The organism is Dyella soli, assembly GCF_054482295.1.
Genome location: NZ_JBTFFU010000001.1, coordinates 168424 through 183624, shown reverse-complemented (window position 1 = coordinate 183624; position 15201 = coordinate 168424). Strand labels below are relative to the sequence as shown.

Annotated in this window: 11 protein-coding genes; 5 read left to right on the top strand and 6 right to left on the bottom strand. The window is 63.0% G+C overall.

The genetic code is table 11. The annotated features are described in order from the left end of the window. Positions 1-89 precede the first annotated feature (89 nt). On the bottom strand, positions 90-1028 hold the full coding sequence (locus ACXU4B_RS00900) for a LysR family transcriptional regulator (protein WP_131406866.1): 939 nt from the start codon (positions 1026-1028) through the stop codon (positions 90-92). 231 nt (positions 1029-1259) lie between these two features. On the opposite strand from ACXU4B_RS00900, the gene ACXU4B_RS00895 reads away from it, so the two are divergent. From ACXU4B_RS00895 to ACXU4B_RS00885, 3 genes are all read left to right on the top strand, one after another. Continuing rightward, entirely contained in the window at positions 1260-2642 is a 1383-nt protein-coding gene (locus ACXU4B_RS00895) for an MATE family efflux transporter (RefSeq protein ID WP_131406864.1), read from the top strand. A 278-nt stretch (positions 2643-2920) separates the two neighbouring features. Continuing rightward, the gene (locus ACXU4B_RS00890) at positions 2921-3787 is read left to right on the top strand and encodes an SDR family oxidoreductase (protein ID WP_165583112.1); all 867 of its coding nucleotides are present in this window, start codon (positions 2921-2923) and stop codon (positions 3785-3787) included. Between the two features lie 711 nt (positions 3788-4498). Next, positions 4499-5398 carry an MBL fold metallo-hydrolase gene (locus ACXU4B_RS00885; RefSeq protein ID WP_131406860.1) on the top strand — a complete coding sequence of 300 codons (900 nt, stop codon included), beginning with the start codon at positions 4499-4501 and terminating at the stop codon, positions 5396-5398. 212 nt (positions 5399-5610) lie between these two features. Here ACXU4B_RS00885 and ACXU4B_RS00880 read toward each other — a convergent pair whose 3' ends face one another. After that, positions 5611-6408 (bottom strand): SDR family NAD(P)-dependent oxidoreductase, encoded by a 798-nt coding sequence (locus ACXU4B_RS00880; RefSeq protein WP_131406858.1) that lies wholly within the window; start codon positions 6406-6408, stop codon positions 5611-5613. A 44-nt stretch (positions 6409-6452) separates the two neighbouring features. Next, positions 6453-7547, bottom strand: coding sequence for an alkene reductase (locus ACXU4B_RS00875; RefSeq protein ID WP_131406856.1), 1095 nt, complete (start codon positions 7545-7547; stop codon positions 6453-6455). Between the two features lie 96 nt (positions 7548-7643). Between ACXU4B_RS00875 and ACXU4B_RS00870 the strand changes: the two genes are divergently transcribed. Beyond that, a complete protein-coding gene (locus tag ACXU4B_RS00870; RefSeq protein WP_131406854.1) occupies positions 7644-8540 on the top strand; it encodes a LysR family transcriptional regulator in 897 nt (298 codons plus the stop codon). 88 nt (positions 8541-8628) lie between these two features. Here ACXU4B_RS00870 and ACXU4B_RS00865 read toward each other — a convergent pair whose 3' ends face one another. The 3 genes from ACXU4B_RS00865 to ACXU4B_RS00855 are packed head-to-tail and all read right to left on the bottom strand — an operon-like array spanning position 8629 to position 14413. After that, positions 8629-10113 carry an efflux transporter outer membrane subunit gene (locus ACXU4B_RS00865; protein ID WP_165583111.1) on the bottom strand — a complete coding sequence of 495 codons (1485 nt, stop codon included), beginning with the start codon at positions 10111-10113 and terminating at the stop codon, positions 8629-8631. Then, positions 10110-13280, bottom strand: a complete 3171-nt coding sequence (locus tag ACXU4B_RS00860) for an efflux RND transporter permease subunit (RefSeq protein WP_131406850.1) — start codon at positions 13278-13280, stop codon at positions 10110-10112. Before ACXU4B_RS00860 ends, ACXU4B_RS00865 begins: the two co-directional genes overlap by 4 nt. Beyond that, positions 13277-14413 (bottom strand): efflux RND transporter periplasmic adaptor subunit, encoded by a 1137-nt coding sequence (locus ACXU4B_RS00855; protein ID WP_240733977.1) that lies wholly within the window; start codon positions 14411-14413, stop codon positions 13277-13279. The genes ACXU4B_RS00860 and ACXU4B_RS00855 overlap by 4 nt, the downstream gene beginning before the upstream one ends. A gap of 161 nt (positions 14414-14574) precedes the next feature. On the opposite strand from ACXU4B_RS00855, the gene ACXU4B_RS00850 reads away from it, so the two are divergent. Then, positions 14575-15183 (top strand): TetR/AcrR family transcriptional regulator, encoded by a 609-nt coding sequence (locus tag ACXU4B_RS00850; protein ID WP_131406846.1) that lies wholly within the window; start codon positions 14575-14577, stop codon positions 15181-15183. Positions 15184-15201 lie beyond the last annotated feature (18 nt).

Sequence of the window (15201 nt, the reverse complement as noted above, 5' to 3'; positions counted from 1 at the left end):
GCGCATGAACGGCCTAAACGATCACCATCCAGAATTTCCCAGACCTCTATCTCCGCGTTAGTCGGCGTGCACCGCCCCCGCGGCTGGGATCAGGTCGAGGACGTTGGAACTCTCCGATAGCTTACTGGGGCACGCGGCGCGGCAATCGCGGCCAGTACTTGTTTCCGCAGCCAGGCGTGCGCCGGGTCGGCTGCCTGGCGCGGATGCCATGCCATGACTACCGTCTCGCCGCGCGGCAGGAACAGCAGCGGCACCACCACGAGGCCGAGGCCGGGCGCCATGGCCTGCGCCAAGCGCTCGCTGAGGGTGGCGACGAAGTCGCCCTGTGCGGCAACGACGGGCGCCGCGCTCGCGTGCGCCACCGTGAGCACGACGCGACGCGCCAGGCCGAGCGCGGCCAGCGCGTCATCGACTACCGACGACACCCCTGGGCGTCGCAGCACATCCACGTGCGCCTGTGCTGCGTAGCGGCGCGCGGTCGCCGGGCGTGCGGCGAACGGATGCCCGGCGCGCACGACCGCGACCTGCGCCTGGCGAAATAGATCGACGACTTCAATCTCCGGGTCGCGCGGCCTGAACGTACCGATATCGAGGTCGACGCGACCGTCGCGCAAGGCACCGGCATCGTCTTGTGCCTCGGTCACGAAGCGCAACTGGGCGCGCGGCATGTCTGCCGCCAGCACGGCGCCGAGGGCGCCACCGAAGGCGATCGCGAAGCCATCCGGCGCGCGCACGATGAAGCTCCGTTCAGTGGCCGCCAAATCTTCGCCGCGCGGCGCCTGCACCAGCGCACCGGCCTGCGCGATCCATCGCGCCACCGGCTCGCGCAGCTCCATCGCACGCGGCGTGGGCACCAGGCGCCGACCAGCGCGCACCAGGAGCGGGTCGCCCGTGAGCTCGCGCAGGCGCGCCAGCGCGTGGCTGGTCGCCGGCACGCTCAGGTGAAGACGCTCGGCGGCGCCGGTGACGCTACCGGCGGTCAATAGCGCGTCCAGCGTGCGCAGCAGGTTCAGGTCGTATGTTTTCATCTCATGCAACATTTACTTCGGAATATTGCACTGGTCAAGCGGTTCGGGTGGGCACAGGATAGCCCCATCGCTACTTCTGCCCCGCCTTTCCAGTTATCCCACGAAACCATCCTCATCAGCGACCGCCGGCAGCGTCGGCTCGACGGCGCGCGGCCGATTTCGGCCACCGAATTCGCTCGCCGCCACGCGGCCGCGCACGCGCCTCCCTGCCCCCCTTCATAGACAAAAATCATGTCCGCTACTCTTGCTAGTGAGGTCAAGAAGATCTCTCCGCCTCCTGGCAATTTGCCGGCCAACACACTGCTCCATGGCCCGCTGTTGCCACAGTTGATCCGCCTTGCCTTGCCGACGGTCGCCGTGCTGTTCATGACGACCTTGCTCAGTGTCGCCGAGACGTATTTCGTCAGCTCGCTGGGACTGAAAGCAATCGCCGCAGCATCGCTGGTGGTTCCGGTCATGTTGCTGATGACCACGGTAGCGAGTGCCGGCATCGGCGGCGGCGTATCGTCTGCCATCGCCCGCGCCATCGGCGCACGCCGCCAGGACGAGGCGGAAAGCCTCGCCTGGCATGCCGTGGTCATCGGCGCCGTCGGAGGTGGACTGTTCTCCCTGGCGGTGCTGTTGGCCGGCCCCGCGTTGTACCGCAGTCTTGGCGGCAGCGGATCATCGCTGGACCAGGCGGTTCTCTACTCCAACATACTGTTCGGGGGCGCGATCTCGTTCTGGATGCTGCTGTTGCTGCAGGCGGCGCTGCGCGGGGCCGGCAACGTCAAGGTGCCGGCGATGACCATCATGGGCAGTGCGATCGCCGGCCTGATTCTGTCACCCGTGTTGATTAATGGCTGGTTGGGCGCGCCGCGCATGGGTGTGGCGGGCGCCGGCGTAGCCCAGGTGTTGTGCAGCTTCGTCGCGCTGGCTGTGGTGGTCGCCTACGTGCGTTCGTCCTCCTCGACGCTGCGCCTACGCCGCCATCCGCTTCAGCGCCAGCATTTCAGGGCAATCCTCGGCGTCGGCTTGTTGTCGTCGATCAACGTTGTCATGTTGGCCATATCAGTCACCGCCCTGACCGCCGCCGCCGGTGCAGTGAGCCTCGCCGCCATCGCCGGCTACGGCATTGCCTCCCGCCTCGAGATGCTGCTGTCGCCGGTGATGTTCGGCTGCGGAACCGCCGCGATCACGCTGGTGGCCACGAACCTGGGTGCAGGCAACGTGGTGCGTGCCCGGCGCATTGCGATCGTGAACGTCTTGTTTGTTGCCGGCGTGGTTGGCCTGGTCGGATTGTTCGTGTCGCTCTTCCCGCAAGCCTGGCTGGGTCTGTTTACCCACGATAGCGCCGTGATGGCGGTCGGCGCGCAATACCTGCATGTGGTAGGACCTCTCTATGCAGTCCTGGGCGTGATCTTCGAACTCTACTTCGCAGGGCAAGGGGCGCGACGCATCCTCTGGCCGATGACCGCGAGCGTGGTGCGCTGCATATTTGCGTTGGCCGCGATGGCGCTGGTCCTGCATGGTTATACGAGTCTGCATACTGCCTTCGTGCTGGTAGCCGTCGGCGTCGCCGTGGCAGCGACCATCAGCCTGCTCGGATTCCTGCGGACTCGTTGGGATCGCTAGGCGCCAAAACTTCACATGGCAGCAACAAGCGAAGCCCCGTTGACGGTTCGGGTGCTCAGGACTTGCCGCCACCACAAGACAACGGCCGACTCGCCTGATGGTGACGGACGCTCGAACCGACCATGCAGGGGCGCGACCCAACAGGTGGGCCACGTCATCCCGGCGATGCCGGTGGGACAGTCAGTGGAGCACAGCACAGCGACTACAAACGACCACCGCCCTTTTTTCTTGTGGGGCTCAATCAAGTGAATGGAACCAATGATAGGAGTTATTTGAGTATGAGCGCAGCTACTTTGGTGATTGGAGCTACCGGAACAACGGGCAAGGAATTGGTAAAGCTTCTGGCGACAGGCGGCCATGAAGTGCGTGCGACCGTTCGTCCGACAAGCAACAAGAGCGAACTTCAAGCATTGGGGGTCGAGCTGGTTCAAGCCGATCTAAACGATGTCGCCTCACTGGAAAAAGCCATGACCGGCATCCGGAAAGCATATTTTGCAGTGCCGCTCGTTCCGAACATGGTGGCGCTATCTTCATCGATTATTCGTGCGGCCAGAACCGCCGGCGTGAAACATCTGGTGAAGTTATCGGGCGGCGGGGCCGACATCGCCCTGGACACACTGGCCAAGTGGCACAGGGCGGTAGAGACGGAAATGGAGCAGTCCGGCATTGCTTATACGTTCTTGCGGGCAAATGCTTTCATGCAGAACTTTAGCAACTTCAGCTCACATACCATTCGTGATCACGGTGCCTTCTATGCGCCGCATGGCGAGGGCAAATCGGCTTACATCGATGCCCGTGATATAGCCCAGGTTGCTTACCGGGTCTTGACGGAAGAAGGCCATCAGAACAAGGCGTATTACCTGTCGGGGCCAGCAGCACTTTCTGGCGCCGAAATTGCGAAGATTCTTTCTTCGGTAACCGGGAAAGCAATCAGGTACGTCGATGTTCCGAGTGAAGCTGCCCGCGCCTCCATGCAAGGAGCGGGCATGCCCGCTGAAATCGTCGAAGCCCTGTTGGAGCACTACCACGTTATGCAATTGGGATACATCGCACAGGTTTCCAGTGCGGTGGAAGAAATAACCGGACAAAAGGCAACCCACTTCGAGGCTTTTGCTCAAGCAAGGAAGCAAGCGTTTGTTGGTTGAAGTACCGGCCTGAGCGAACAGCGAATCCAAGCCGAGAGCGAGACAACGCAACGAGTCGCGCCCTGTCGGGCTTGGACCAGGCGGCGCTGACGCGGCGACCGCGCTGCTTGCGCTAGCGGCGACACGAGCGGTGCCGACGGCCACGGCGGTGCCCGGCGAGGTCGGCACCACTCTCCGTTGCCGACCGTATCAGGTCCGCTTCGGGTCGAAAGCGGACATCTCCAGAATTTCCACTGTTTCGCCACGATGAGCACGTTATGCAATGCCCGGGGGATCCCCGGCATTGCCAAACGCGCCCGAGCCGGCAGTTGCCAACGTCTACATCCCTTTGCCATTGACCGGGCGCAGGTGACGCATAAGCCGCGTCGGTGAGGCCCGAAAACATCGGCAACCGACGGCGCCTTTCGGGCGGTCTTCGCACAGTCGAGTTCAACGAGAGTTTCCGGCGCCTACACGGCCGACTTCAATCCGTGCAGAGACTGCAGGGCGATGATCCAGTGTGCGGACCTTGGATGCTGGTACTGCGGCGTTGGCGTTCTGGCCATCCGTGATTATTCACCGGGGCGCACCACAGTAATTCCATTCGCATGTCTACCGGACGGTGGTCCGGCTCCGTAAGTTACTTCTCACCAAAACGAGTGGCCCGGCGAGCTTGAATCTGCGCCATGAAGATCGTCGGCCGTGAAATGACGTCGGAAACAGGAGTGAAGCATGTGCATATGCCACGAATCACACCACCATGATCACGAGTTGGTTCCGTCGCGTTACGCGACGCGCATCGGCGAGATCGACGTACTGGTGATCAGCGATGGGGCGATACCGATACCAGCCAACATCTTGGGCACCAACGTCGATGCGGCTGTCCGGAACGCCGCGCTGCGTGACAGATTCCTGCCGGACGTCATCGATTGGGGACTGAACGTCATCGTGGTCCGTAGTGGCGGCCGAACCATTCTCGTCGACGCCGGGGTCGGGTCGGAGATGGCGGACGCCACGCGGGCCGGGCGATTGACGCGACGACTGGAGGGCGCCGGCATCGATCCCGGGGAGGTGACCGATGTGGTGGCGACCCACATTCACATGGACCATATTGGCGGGCTGCTCGATCAGCGATTGAGGAGTCGGATGCGTTCGGACCTGCGAATCCACGTGTCGCACACCGACGTCGAGTACTTTGAGTCGCCCGATTTCTCCCAGAACACGTTTGGCGGAATCCAGGACATCATCCGGTCGAGCGCCCGGAAGTTCCTTGACGCGTACCGCAGCGAGTTGCGGCCGTTCGACAAGGAGTACGAGGTAGCGCCGGGAGTCGTCGTCACACTCACCGGCGGCCACACCCCCGGACACAGCGTGGTTCGTGTGGCGTCCGGCGGCGAGCGGCTGACGTTCGCTGGCGACGCCCTGGTCCCGGTCGGTGTCGAGTGCCCCGAATGGCAGAACGCCTTCGATCACGAGCCCGAGGAAGCGACTCGCGTCCGGATTCGCCTTTTGAAGGAGGCCGCGGCGACCGGCGAGTTGTTCATGGCCAGCCACTTGTCGTTCCCGACCCTCGGCCGAGTCGCGGTCGACGGCAAAGCCTTTCGTTATGTGCCGGCCAACTGGACATATTGAACGCCTGCTGTGGCCATGGCACCCATGGGCGCCATGGGTCGCCCCTTGAAACGCCCGGCCTGTGCGGTGCTCGCGTGGAAAGCCCGTTCGCTCAAGGGCGTCGGCGAGCAGTGCGCTGCCTTTGCGCCGACTGGCCATGTTCGGGCGACAGCTATCGGAGTGATGAAGACTCGATTGCCGGGCATGACACCCATGGACGCACCGGCCAAGCCCTATGCTTCGGCGATCCCCATGCCACGTGTCGCCGCACCCGACAGCCGGACCACGGTCTTTCGCGGAAAGAATCGCGGGAGAATCGTGGCAACTCGTACGCTGAAGCGTCCCGGATAAGTGACCGCCTCGCCTTTGTCGAAGGCGACCAAGGTGCGTTCGACCACCGACTCGGCCGTATCAAAGTCCTTGTCCTTCATGCCGGTCTTGGTGCCCTCGAAGAAACTCGTGGCGGTCGGTCCCGGGCAAGCTGCCATGACTTGCACGCCGTCCCCGGCGAGTTCGTAGCGCAGTGCCTCGCTGAAGGACAGCACAAAGGCCTTGGTCGCCGCGTAGACGGCCATGTACGGTACCGGCTGGAACGAGGCGTTGGAGGCGATATTGATGATGCCGCCCCGTTTGGCCGCAGCCATGCGTGTCCCAAACGCGTGCGACAGGCCGACCAGTGCCTGGATGTTCAACTGCACGCTGGCCTGCTCGGCGACGACGTCGTGGGAAAGGAATGCCCCTGAGTGGCCCAGTCCCGCGTTGTTGATCAGCAGGTCCACCACCAGGCCCCGTGCATCGAGCTCCTGTTCCACCAGCTGTGCCGCATTCGACGCGGTCAGGTCAATCGACAGCGCAATGCACTTCACCCCGTATTGTGATGCCAGGGACTGCGCAAGGGTCTCGAGTTTCTGGGTCGAACGCGCGACCAGGATGACATTGGCCCCGCGAGCGGCCAGTGCTTTGGCAAAGGCCGTACCAAGCCCTTTGGACGCGCCGGTGATCAGCGCGGTCTTACCCTTGTAGACAAACATTGACGTGTTCCTCAGCAACAAGCATTGAATGGGATTCGGACGATTCAACCGGCGCGCTGGTAGTCGATGTAGCCACGTTCGTCGCCACCGAACAGGGACGCGCCATCAAACGAGGCCAGCGGGATGTTTTCGGCCAGCCGGCGAGGAAGATCGGGGTTGGCGATGAACGGGCGACCAAAGGCCACGAAGTCCGCATAGCCGTGCGCCAGCACCCAATTGGCCTTCTCGAGGTCGTAGTGGCCGGCGACGATGATCGGCCGACGGAACCGGCCACGGATCTCCTGGCGAAACGCCTCGGTGAACTGAGGGGCATCGTCCCAATCAGCTTCCACGAGGTGCAGATAGGCGATGCCTGCCGCCTGCAGGAAATCGGCAGCCTCCAACATGGTCGGCAGGATGTCAGGACATGCCATGCCACGTGCCGTCAGGAACGGAGCCAGTCGGAGCGCGGTCCGGTCCGCCCCCACTTCGTCCGCGACGGCATTGACGACATCGCGAAGGAAGCGCAAGCGGTTCTGGCGCGTGCCGCCGTATTCGTCCGTGCGCGTATTGGACGTTGTGCGCAGGAACTGATCGACCAGGTACCCGTTGGCGCCGTGAATCTCGACACCGTCAAAGCCGGCCTCCATGGCATTGCGCGCGGCTGTTCGGAAGTCCTCGACGATCGCCTGGATTTCGCGGCGGCTCAGCGCCCGCGGAGTCGGTGAATCCACCATTTCGCCCAGGCCCGTCGACGGGTTCACCTTCCAGATCTGCCCCTGGAAGGGCACCGCGGAGGGCGCAACGGGCAGCTCGCCGTGGTGGAAGTCCGGATGCGACATCCTGCCGACATGCCAGAGCTGGACGAAGATCTTGCCACCCTCGGCATGCACGGCATCAGTCACCAGACGCCAGCCGGCCACCTGCGCGGGGCTATAAATGCCGGGGGTGAAGGAATACCCCTTGCCCTGCGGCGAGATCTGCGAGGCTTCGGTAATGATCAGGGCCGCGGACGCGCGTTGCGCGTAATACCGGGCATTCAATGCCGTCGGCACATCACCGGGCTGCGAACTGCGCGCCCGTGTCATGGGGGCCATGACGACCCGGTGGGAGACCGCATGGCCGGCAATCGTGGAAGGGGTAAAGAGAGGGGATTTCATGATGTGCCTCCTAAGGACAGGCACACTCTAGACCCTCTATAATTTGTGGAGTATCCATCACTAGGCGGATGGATACTCCACTTTTCGGAGATAGTCATGCTGAACGACATCACTGAACTGCGCACCTTCGTTCGCATCGCTCTGTCGGGCAGCCTTTCGGCGGCGGGCCGCGACATGGACCTCGCGCTCAGCGTGGTCAGCAAGCGCCTGGCCACGCTCGAACGCAAAACGAATACCCGGCTGATCACGCGCAATACCCGACAGCTTTCGCTCACCGAGGAAGGCGCAAGTTTCTTTGAACGCGCACAACGCATCCTGGCCGAAGTGGATGAAGCGGAGGCCTCGCTGACGCACGGGAGCGTCGAACCTCAAGGAACGCTGCGCGTGAGTGCACCCGTTGCATTGGGACGCGCGCATGTGGGTCCCGTCTGTCGCGACCTGGCGCGGGCCTATCCGGCACTGGCTGTCGAGTTGTCGTTGTCGGACCGGATGGTGGGGCTGATCGATGAAAATATCGACGTGGTCGTGCGCATCGGCATGCCACGCGACTCGGCCCTGGTGATGCGCAAACTCGCCGACAACCATCGTGTCATCGTGGCGGCACGAGCGTACCTGGAGGCCAACGGCACGCCATTGACTCCCGCCGATTTGCCGCAACACCAATGCCTTCACCATGGTGCATTGCGCGTCGCCTGGCGGCTCGTGGGCGCGCATGGCGAGACGCAGGAGATCAGCATCGATTCCCGGCTGCGCAGCGACAACGGCGAGGTATCGCTGGATTGGGCTCTCGCTGGCTGCGGGCTGATCCTCAAATCATGGATCGATGTCGAAGCCGACCTGCGCAGTGGTCGTCTGGTCCGCGTGCTGCCCGAGTGGCGCAGCGAGGACGCACCCGTGTGCGCCCTCTTCCCGTCCAAGCGCCTCGTGCCTACGCGGGTGCGACTATTCCTCGATGCCATGGCTGCGCGCCTGGAAAGCGTGCGTATCGCCTGACCGCTTCAGCACCGTCTCCACCATGCCTTCGCGTCTCCATTCGGCGACAAACGACGGTCAGGCCGTCCCTAGACCACACGCATCTCGCTCAACGCGACGCCTGGTATGGCTTGTCGCTCTGCTCAGCGCCCGGCGGCGTGCCCATGGCCTGGAAGAGCGCCGCCGTATCCACGAGTCGCGAGGCCGCCGCCTGGGTCACTGCCAGTCTTGCGTTCTGCATCCGCTGCTCGCTGTCGACCGTGACCGGATAGGCCACGGCACCGAGCTGATAACGCGCATGCGTGTCGGCGAACGATTGTTCGGCCGCAGTCGATGCGGTCTGTGAAGCCCTCAAGGTCGACGCATCCTGGTTCAAGGCCACCATGGAATCGGCGACGTTCTGAAACGCGTTGAGCACGGTTTGCCTGTACTGGGCGACAGCCGCGTCATAGTTCGCCATCGCCTCCTTGCGCTGTGCCTTGAGTGCACCGCCATGAAAGAGCGGCTGAGCCAGTGAGACGCCAGCGCCCCATATCGCCCCGGCGCCCGTAAACAACGATGCAGTGTTGAAGGCCGCCGAACCCAGCGATGCGGAAAGCGAAATGTGCGGAAACATATTTGCCGTCGCGACGCCTACTTGTGCCGACGCCGCCTGCACGGCGGCCTCGGCGGCCAGAACGTCCGGCCGCTGCTGCAGCAGGTCAGACGGGATACTCACCGGTACGTCGCTCGGCAAATGAAACTGGGACAGCGGCAAGGCGGTGGGAGCCTGGTCCGGCGTTCGACCCATAAGTGTCGCCAGCGTATGCCGTGCGCGTTGCGCCTGGATTTCCAATGGCGGCAGGAGCGCGTCCACTGAGGCGGCATTCTGCTGTGCCGCGAGCACGTCGTCGTGGGAAGCCGCGCCCGCCTGATAGGCCTTCTCGGTCAAGCTGGCCTGCTCATGCGCGAGCACGGTCAGACGCTCAGTCGTGCGCACCTGCTCGGCCAGCGCCGACGCGTTGATGGCGGTGACGACGATATTGGCAGCCAACGTCCGGCGAGCTGTTTCAAGCTCGTACCGCTGCAAGTCTACCTGCGCCGCTGCCCGCTTCACTCCAAATCGTGCCGCGCCGAAGAAGTCGAAGGTGTAGCTCAGGCTCAACTGACCGGCGTAGACGTTATAGAGGGTAGTCGTCGGGCCGACATTGGGAAGGCCAAGCGTGCGCTGTCGGCTGGCCAATCCATTGGCATCGATCGACGGAAGCATGGTGCTTCCCACCTGTGCACGGTATTGCTGGCGCACGGCTTCCAGCGTATGGCGCGCCGACTCCAGCGAAGGGCTGTTGCTCAGCCCTTCGGCTACCCAGGCATCGAGCGTGTCCGATCCGTACAGCCGCCACCAATCCGGCACCGCGGCAGCACCCTGGTCAAAATGTTGCGCAACGCCATCCGCCTCCTTGCTGCTGGCTGGCATCGGCTCAGCCGTGTAGCTGCCCGGCGACGGCGAGGCGGGCGACCTGGCCGGCGGAGCAAAGGCGCAACCGGCCAGCGTGACGACAGCAAAGGCCGCCGCGGTCATTCGCGTGAAGCGAACCCCAGTAAGGATTTTCATGACGCGATCTCCTGGGAGGGCTCGTTGGCGCGCACGCGGAACCAGGCCGCATACAACGCCGGTAGATAGAACAACGTCAGCACGGTAGCCACGGTGATGCCGCCCATCAGCGAGGTAGCCATCGGCCCGAAGAAGTTGCTGCGTAGCAGGGGAATCAATGCGAGCACAGCCGCTGCCGCCGTCAACGTGATGGGACGGAAGCGTCGGACGGTCGCACCGATGATCGCTTCCCAGCGCGATTGGCCGGAAGCGATGTCCTGCTCGATCTGGTCTACCAGGATCACGGAGTTGCGCATGATGATGCCGAACATGGCGATCGTGCCCAGGGTGGCGACGAAGCCAAAGGGCTGCCTGAACAGCAACAGCGAACCGATGACGCCGATCAGGCCGAGCGGTGCCGTCAGTACCACCATGAACGTGCGACCGACACTTTGCAGCTGGATCATCAGCAACGTCAGCACGGCGATGAGCATCAACGGCATCTGCACGTTGATCGCACCCTGCGCCTTCTGGTTCTGCTCCACCGATCCGCCCACTTCGATGCGGTAGCCCACGGGCAGATGCCCACGGAGTTCATCGAGCTTCTTGTCGAGGGTATTGGTGACGTCCAGGCCCTGGGCGCCGTTACGCGTATCGGCCTGCACCGTAATCGACGGCTGGCGATCCCGCTCCCAGATCACGCCATATTCGAGACCGTAGGTGACCTTGCCAAGCTGCCGCAGCGGAATGGCCGCGCCAGCAGGAGTGGGAATCGCCAGCCGCTCGATCTGATCGGGGTGGATGCGATCATTTTTCGGGGCGCGCAGATCGACCGCAATCAACTTGTCGCGTTCGCGATACTGGCTCACCGTGGTTCCCGAGAGTGACATGGCAAGGAAATTGGCCACGTCCTGTGACGAGATGCCGAGTTGGCGAGCCTTGACCTGATCAATGTCAAAACGCACGGAGCGCTCACCGGGCTCATCCCAGTCGAACTGCACGTTCTTCGTCCGCGCATCGGCCCGTACGACGGATGCCATTTGCTCGGCGATGCCACGCACTGTCGCGATGTCGTCGCCAGTGACCCGAAACTGCACGGGGAAACCGACCGGTGGCCCGTTCTCCAACCGGCTCACGCGACTGCGGACCGCAGTGAAGTCGCGCTGCAGGAGGCTTTCCAGATCATGCGCAAGGATCTCGCGCTGCTTGATGTCCCTGGCCGTAATGATGAACTGCGCAAAATTGGGCTGGGTCAGCTGCTGATCGAGGGGCAAGTAGAAGCGAGGTGCACCGCTGCCTACGAAACTGACATAGTTGTTCACTTCCTTGCGGTCCTTGATGGCTGCTTCAAAGCGCTTCACCTGGGTCAGCGTGGCGTCAAACGAAGCACCTTCCGGCAGGCGCAGGTCAACCATCAGTTCCGGCCGGTCAGAACTCGGGAAAAACTGCTTGGGCACCAGGCCGAAGCCGGCCAGCGAGATGACAAACAGCAAGACCGTGAACCCCAGCACCCAGAAGCGATGCTGCAGGCAGAAATCCAGCCAACCGCGAAAGCGTCGATAAAACGCCGTGTCGTAGATTTCGATATCGCCACCGGTATGCACGAAGGCTTCAGCCTTCGCGCGACGCGCATCGCGCCAGCGCTGCGGGAGAACGCGAGCCCACCATTCCTGGCCAGCCCTGGGGCGCGCGTGGTGCTCGGGCAACAGGTGATAGCCCAGCAAGGGGATGACAATGACGGCCGCCAGCCAGGAAACGATGAGCGCAATGGCGGAGACTTCAAAGATCGAGCGGGTGTATTCACCCGTGCCGGACCTGGCCAGCGCGATGGGCAAGAAGCCTGAGACGGTCACCAGGGTACCGGTGAGCATGGGGAACGCCGTGCTTGTATAGGCGTATGCCGCGGCGCGCATCCGGCTCCAGCCCTGCTCCAGCTTCACCGACATCATCTCGACCGCGATGATGGCGTCGTCCACCAGGAGACCCAACGCCAGGATCAGGGTACCGAGCGAAACCTTGTGCAGACCAATGCCCATCAGTTCCATGCAGAGCGCGGTCGCGGCGAGCACAAAAGGAATGGAGATCACGACGACCATGCCGGTGCGAAAGCCCAGGCTGAGCAGGCTCACCAGCAGCACGATGCCGATCGCTTCGGCGACGGATTCCAGGAAGTCGTCGACCGAATGCGAAACCGCGTGCGGCATGCTGGTGACTTCCGCCAGCTTCAGGCCCGCCGGCAGGCGCTTCTGCAGGGCCCCCGTCGTGCTGTCCAGCGCCTTGCCTAGCTGGATGACGTCGCCGCCAGGCTGCATCGTGACGCCAATGCCAAGCACGGGTTGCGCCATGAAGCGCATCTGTTGGCTGGCCGGATCGTCGTAGCCACGTTTGATGGTGGCGATATCCCCCAGCCGGAACGATTGACTATTGATGCGCAGCAAGGTGTTCTTGAGGGCGTCAAGGTCCTCGAACTGGCCGCTTGGACGCACGAAGACCCGATCGTCGGCCGTGGTTATCACGCCCGCCGAAGCCACCGCGTTTTGTTCGTTGATGGCCTGTGCGATCTGCTGCGGACTGATTCCCAGCTTGGAGAGCTTGGCGTTCGGGATCTCGATGAAGATGCGCTGATTCTGGTCACCGAGGAAATCGACTTTTCCCACACCGGGCACGCGAAGCAGCTCCGTACGCAGCTGGTCGGCGTAGTCGTGCAGTTGCGCCTGCGTGAATCCGTCTCCCTCGAGGGCGTAGATGTTGGTGTAGACGTCACCGAATTCATCGTTGAAGAACGGTCCCTGCACCCCGGGCGGAAGCTGGGAGCGGATGTCGCTCACCTTCTTGCGCACCTGGTACCAGGTATCAGGCACCGCCGACGCGGGTGCGGAATCCTTGATATTGAAGAAAATCAACGATTCACCCGGGCGCGAATAGCTGCGAAGGAAATCGATGGATGGCGTTTCCTGGAGTTTGCGCGAGATGCGGTCAGTCACCTGCTCCTGCACCTGTTTCGCGTCGGCGCCTGGCCAGAAGCTCTGGATAACCATCACTTTGAAGGTGAACGGAGGGTCCTCCGACTGCGACAACCGGCTGTACGACAGCATGCCGAACAGCGCGACGATCACCATGAAAAAGAAGATCAGCGACTGGTGGCGCAAGGTCCAGGCTGAAAGATTGAAACGTCCCTCCTCGCTCATAGCGGCACGTCCTCGGCGTGAGGCGGTGCTATAGGCGTGACTTTTTCATCGGCAGACACGGCATGGACGCCCTGCATCACGACGCGCTCTCCGGCGTGCAGGCCATTCCCGACCAGCACGTCGTGCTCCCCGTAGCGGCTGACCGTGACGGCGCGCAATTCAAGTTTGGAATCGCTCGGGCGCACGACCCAGACCGCCGGGCGGTCTCCCTGATGAAAGAGTGCTGTCGCGGGGATGCGTACGGCGAGGGCTTCGTCCGAAGCGGTAGACAGGGATACCTCGGCCGTCATCCCGAGGCGCAGCTGCGGGCTGGGCACGTCTACCGCAAGTTTGACGCGATAGGTGCGCGCCTGCGGATCTGCGGCTGGCGAGATGTCGCGAACATGGCCGGCAAAGCTGGCTCCCGGCAGCGCCTGCACGGTCACTTTCGCGGCCTGTCCCACCAGCATGCCGGCCACCCGGTCTTCGGGGACGTCGATGAAAACATCGCGGTCGCCGGACCAGGCAAAACCGAATACCGGCTGGCCGGCCGCGACTACCTGTCCTGCTTCGGCCTGTTCGCTGGTGATGCTGCCATCGCGGTCGGCGACCAAGGTGGTGTAGTTCGATTGATTCTGCGTCAGTGCCAATTGCTGCTTCGCCTGGTCACGGCCTGCGACGGCCGACGCATAGGCATCGCGCGTCTGGTCAAGCTGCAGCTGGCTGATCAGGTTCTGCTTGGCCTGTGCCTCGTCTCGATCACGCTGCTGGGTCGCGAAGATCAAACGATGCTCCGCCGCATCCAGGGACGCCTGGGCCGAAGCCTGTGTCTTCCTGGCATCGGCATCGTCGAGCTGCGCCAAGGGCTGCCCCTTCTTTACGGTGTCGCCAAGGCGCGCATAGCGGGCCGTCAGTTGCCCGCCTACGCGGAACGACAAGGGCATTTCATAGCGAGCGTGGATCTCACCTGGAAACTGGGACGTCGGAGCACCATCGACGGCTTTGACGGGCATGGCTATCACCGCCCGGCCCGGCTCGATCTCGGGTTCGTGCCTGGCACACCCCGACACCGTGGCAAGCGCTGCCACCGTGGCGAGGAGCCAAAGCGATCGGGGCAACAGGCCGGCCGATCGGGGGGATTTACGGCGTGTCACGGGCCACTCCTGCGTGGGTATTGCAACGGGTGTGCACGCGTCTCGCTCGGCAAGACGGGCCATGCATCATGAAATTCATATTTGCACTCTAATACACTTCTGTATCTGAATGCAAATGAGAATTCAGATGGTGCGTTGGCCGACCGTGCTAGGATGAATCCATGCCACGCAAACGACTGACCCGTGAAGAAAGCCGCGACCAGACGCGCGAGCGCCTGCTCGATGCCGCAGCGGTGACCATTGCCAAGAAGGGATTGGCTGCCAGCAGTGTCGAAGACATTGCGGCGCACGCCGGCTATACCCGGGGCGCCTTCTACTCCAACTTCGACAGCAAGACGGACCTGTTCATCGAACTCCTCAAGCGCGATCACGAGGATATTCAACAGGGCTTGCAGCAGATCCTGGACGCGGGGCTGTCGAAGGAAGACATGCAGAAGCAACTGGCGCTCTTCTATGTCCAGGTCTACTGCGGCGACACCAGTTTTGTCTTGTGGGCCGAGGCAAGATTGCAGGCCTTGCGCGACGCCAAGTTCCGCGCACGCTTGAGCGCCCTGTTGCTGGAAAAGCGCGAGGTCATCGCCTACTTCATCACGCAGTTCTGCGCGGTGATGAAAACGACCCCGCCCGCACCCGCAGACGACCTGGCGTTCGGCATGATGGCGCTGATCGACGGCGTGCGCTTCTTCAATGCATGCATGCCCAAGGAACTACCCGATGCCAACGCGGAAGCAGTGCTAGGCAGCATATTCCGGGCGACATTCTTCGACTAAGGCAGACTTCCTGCCCTG

Coding starts and splice junctions, on each gene's coding strand:
- ACXU4B_RS00900 (WP_131406866.1), bottom strand. CDS start 1,028: ATGAAAACATACGACCTGAACCTGCTGCGCACGCTGGACGCGCTATTG.
- ACXU4B_RS00895 (WP_131406864.1), top strand. CDS start 1,260: ATGTCCGCTACTCTTGCTAGTGAGGTCAAGAAGATCTCTCCGCCTCCT.
- ACXU4B_RS00890 (WP_165583112.1), top strand. CDS start 2,921: ATGAGCGCAGCTACTTTGGTGATTGGAGCTACCGGAACAACGGGCAAG.
- ACXU4B_RS00885 (WP_131406860.1), top strand. CDS start 4,499: ATGTGCATATGCCACGAATCACACCACCATGATCACGAGTTGGTTCCG.
- ACXU4B_RS00880 (WP_131406858.1), bottom strand. CDS start 6,408: ATGTTTGTCTACAAGGGTAAGACCGCGCTGATCACCGGCGCGTCCAAA.
- ACXU4B_RS00875 (WP_131406856.1), bottom strand. CDS start 7,547: ATGAAATCCCCTCTCTTTACCCCTTCCACGATTGCCGGCCATGCGGTC.
- ACXU4B_RS00870 (WP_131406854.1), top strand. CDS start 7,644: ATGCTGAACGACATCACTGAACTGCGCACCTTCGTTCGCATCGCTCTG.
- ACXU4B_RS00865 (WP_165583111.1), bottom strand. CDS start 10,113: ATGAAAATCCTTACTGGGGTTCGCTTCACGCGAATGACCGCGGCGGCC.
- ACXU4B_RS00860 (WP_131406850.1), bottom strand. CDS start 13,280: ATGAGCGAGGAGGGACGTTTCAATCTTTCAGCCTGGACCTTGCGCCAC.
- ACXU4B_RS00850 (WP_131406846.1), top strand. CDS start 14,575: ATGCCACGCAAACGACTGACCCGTGAAGAAAGCCGCGACCAGACGCGC.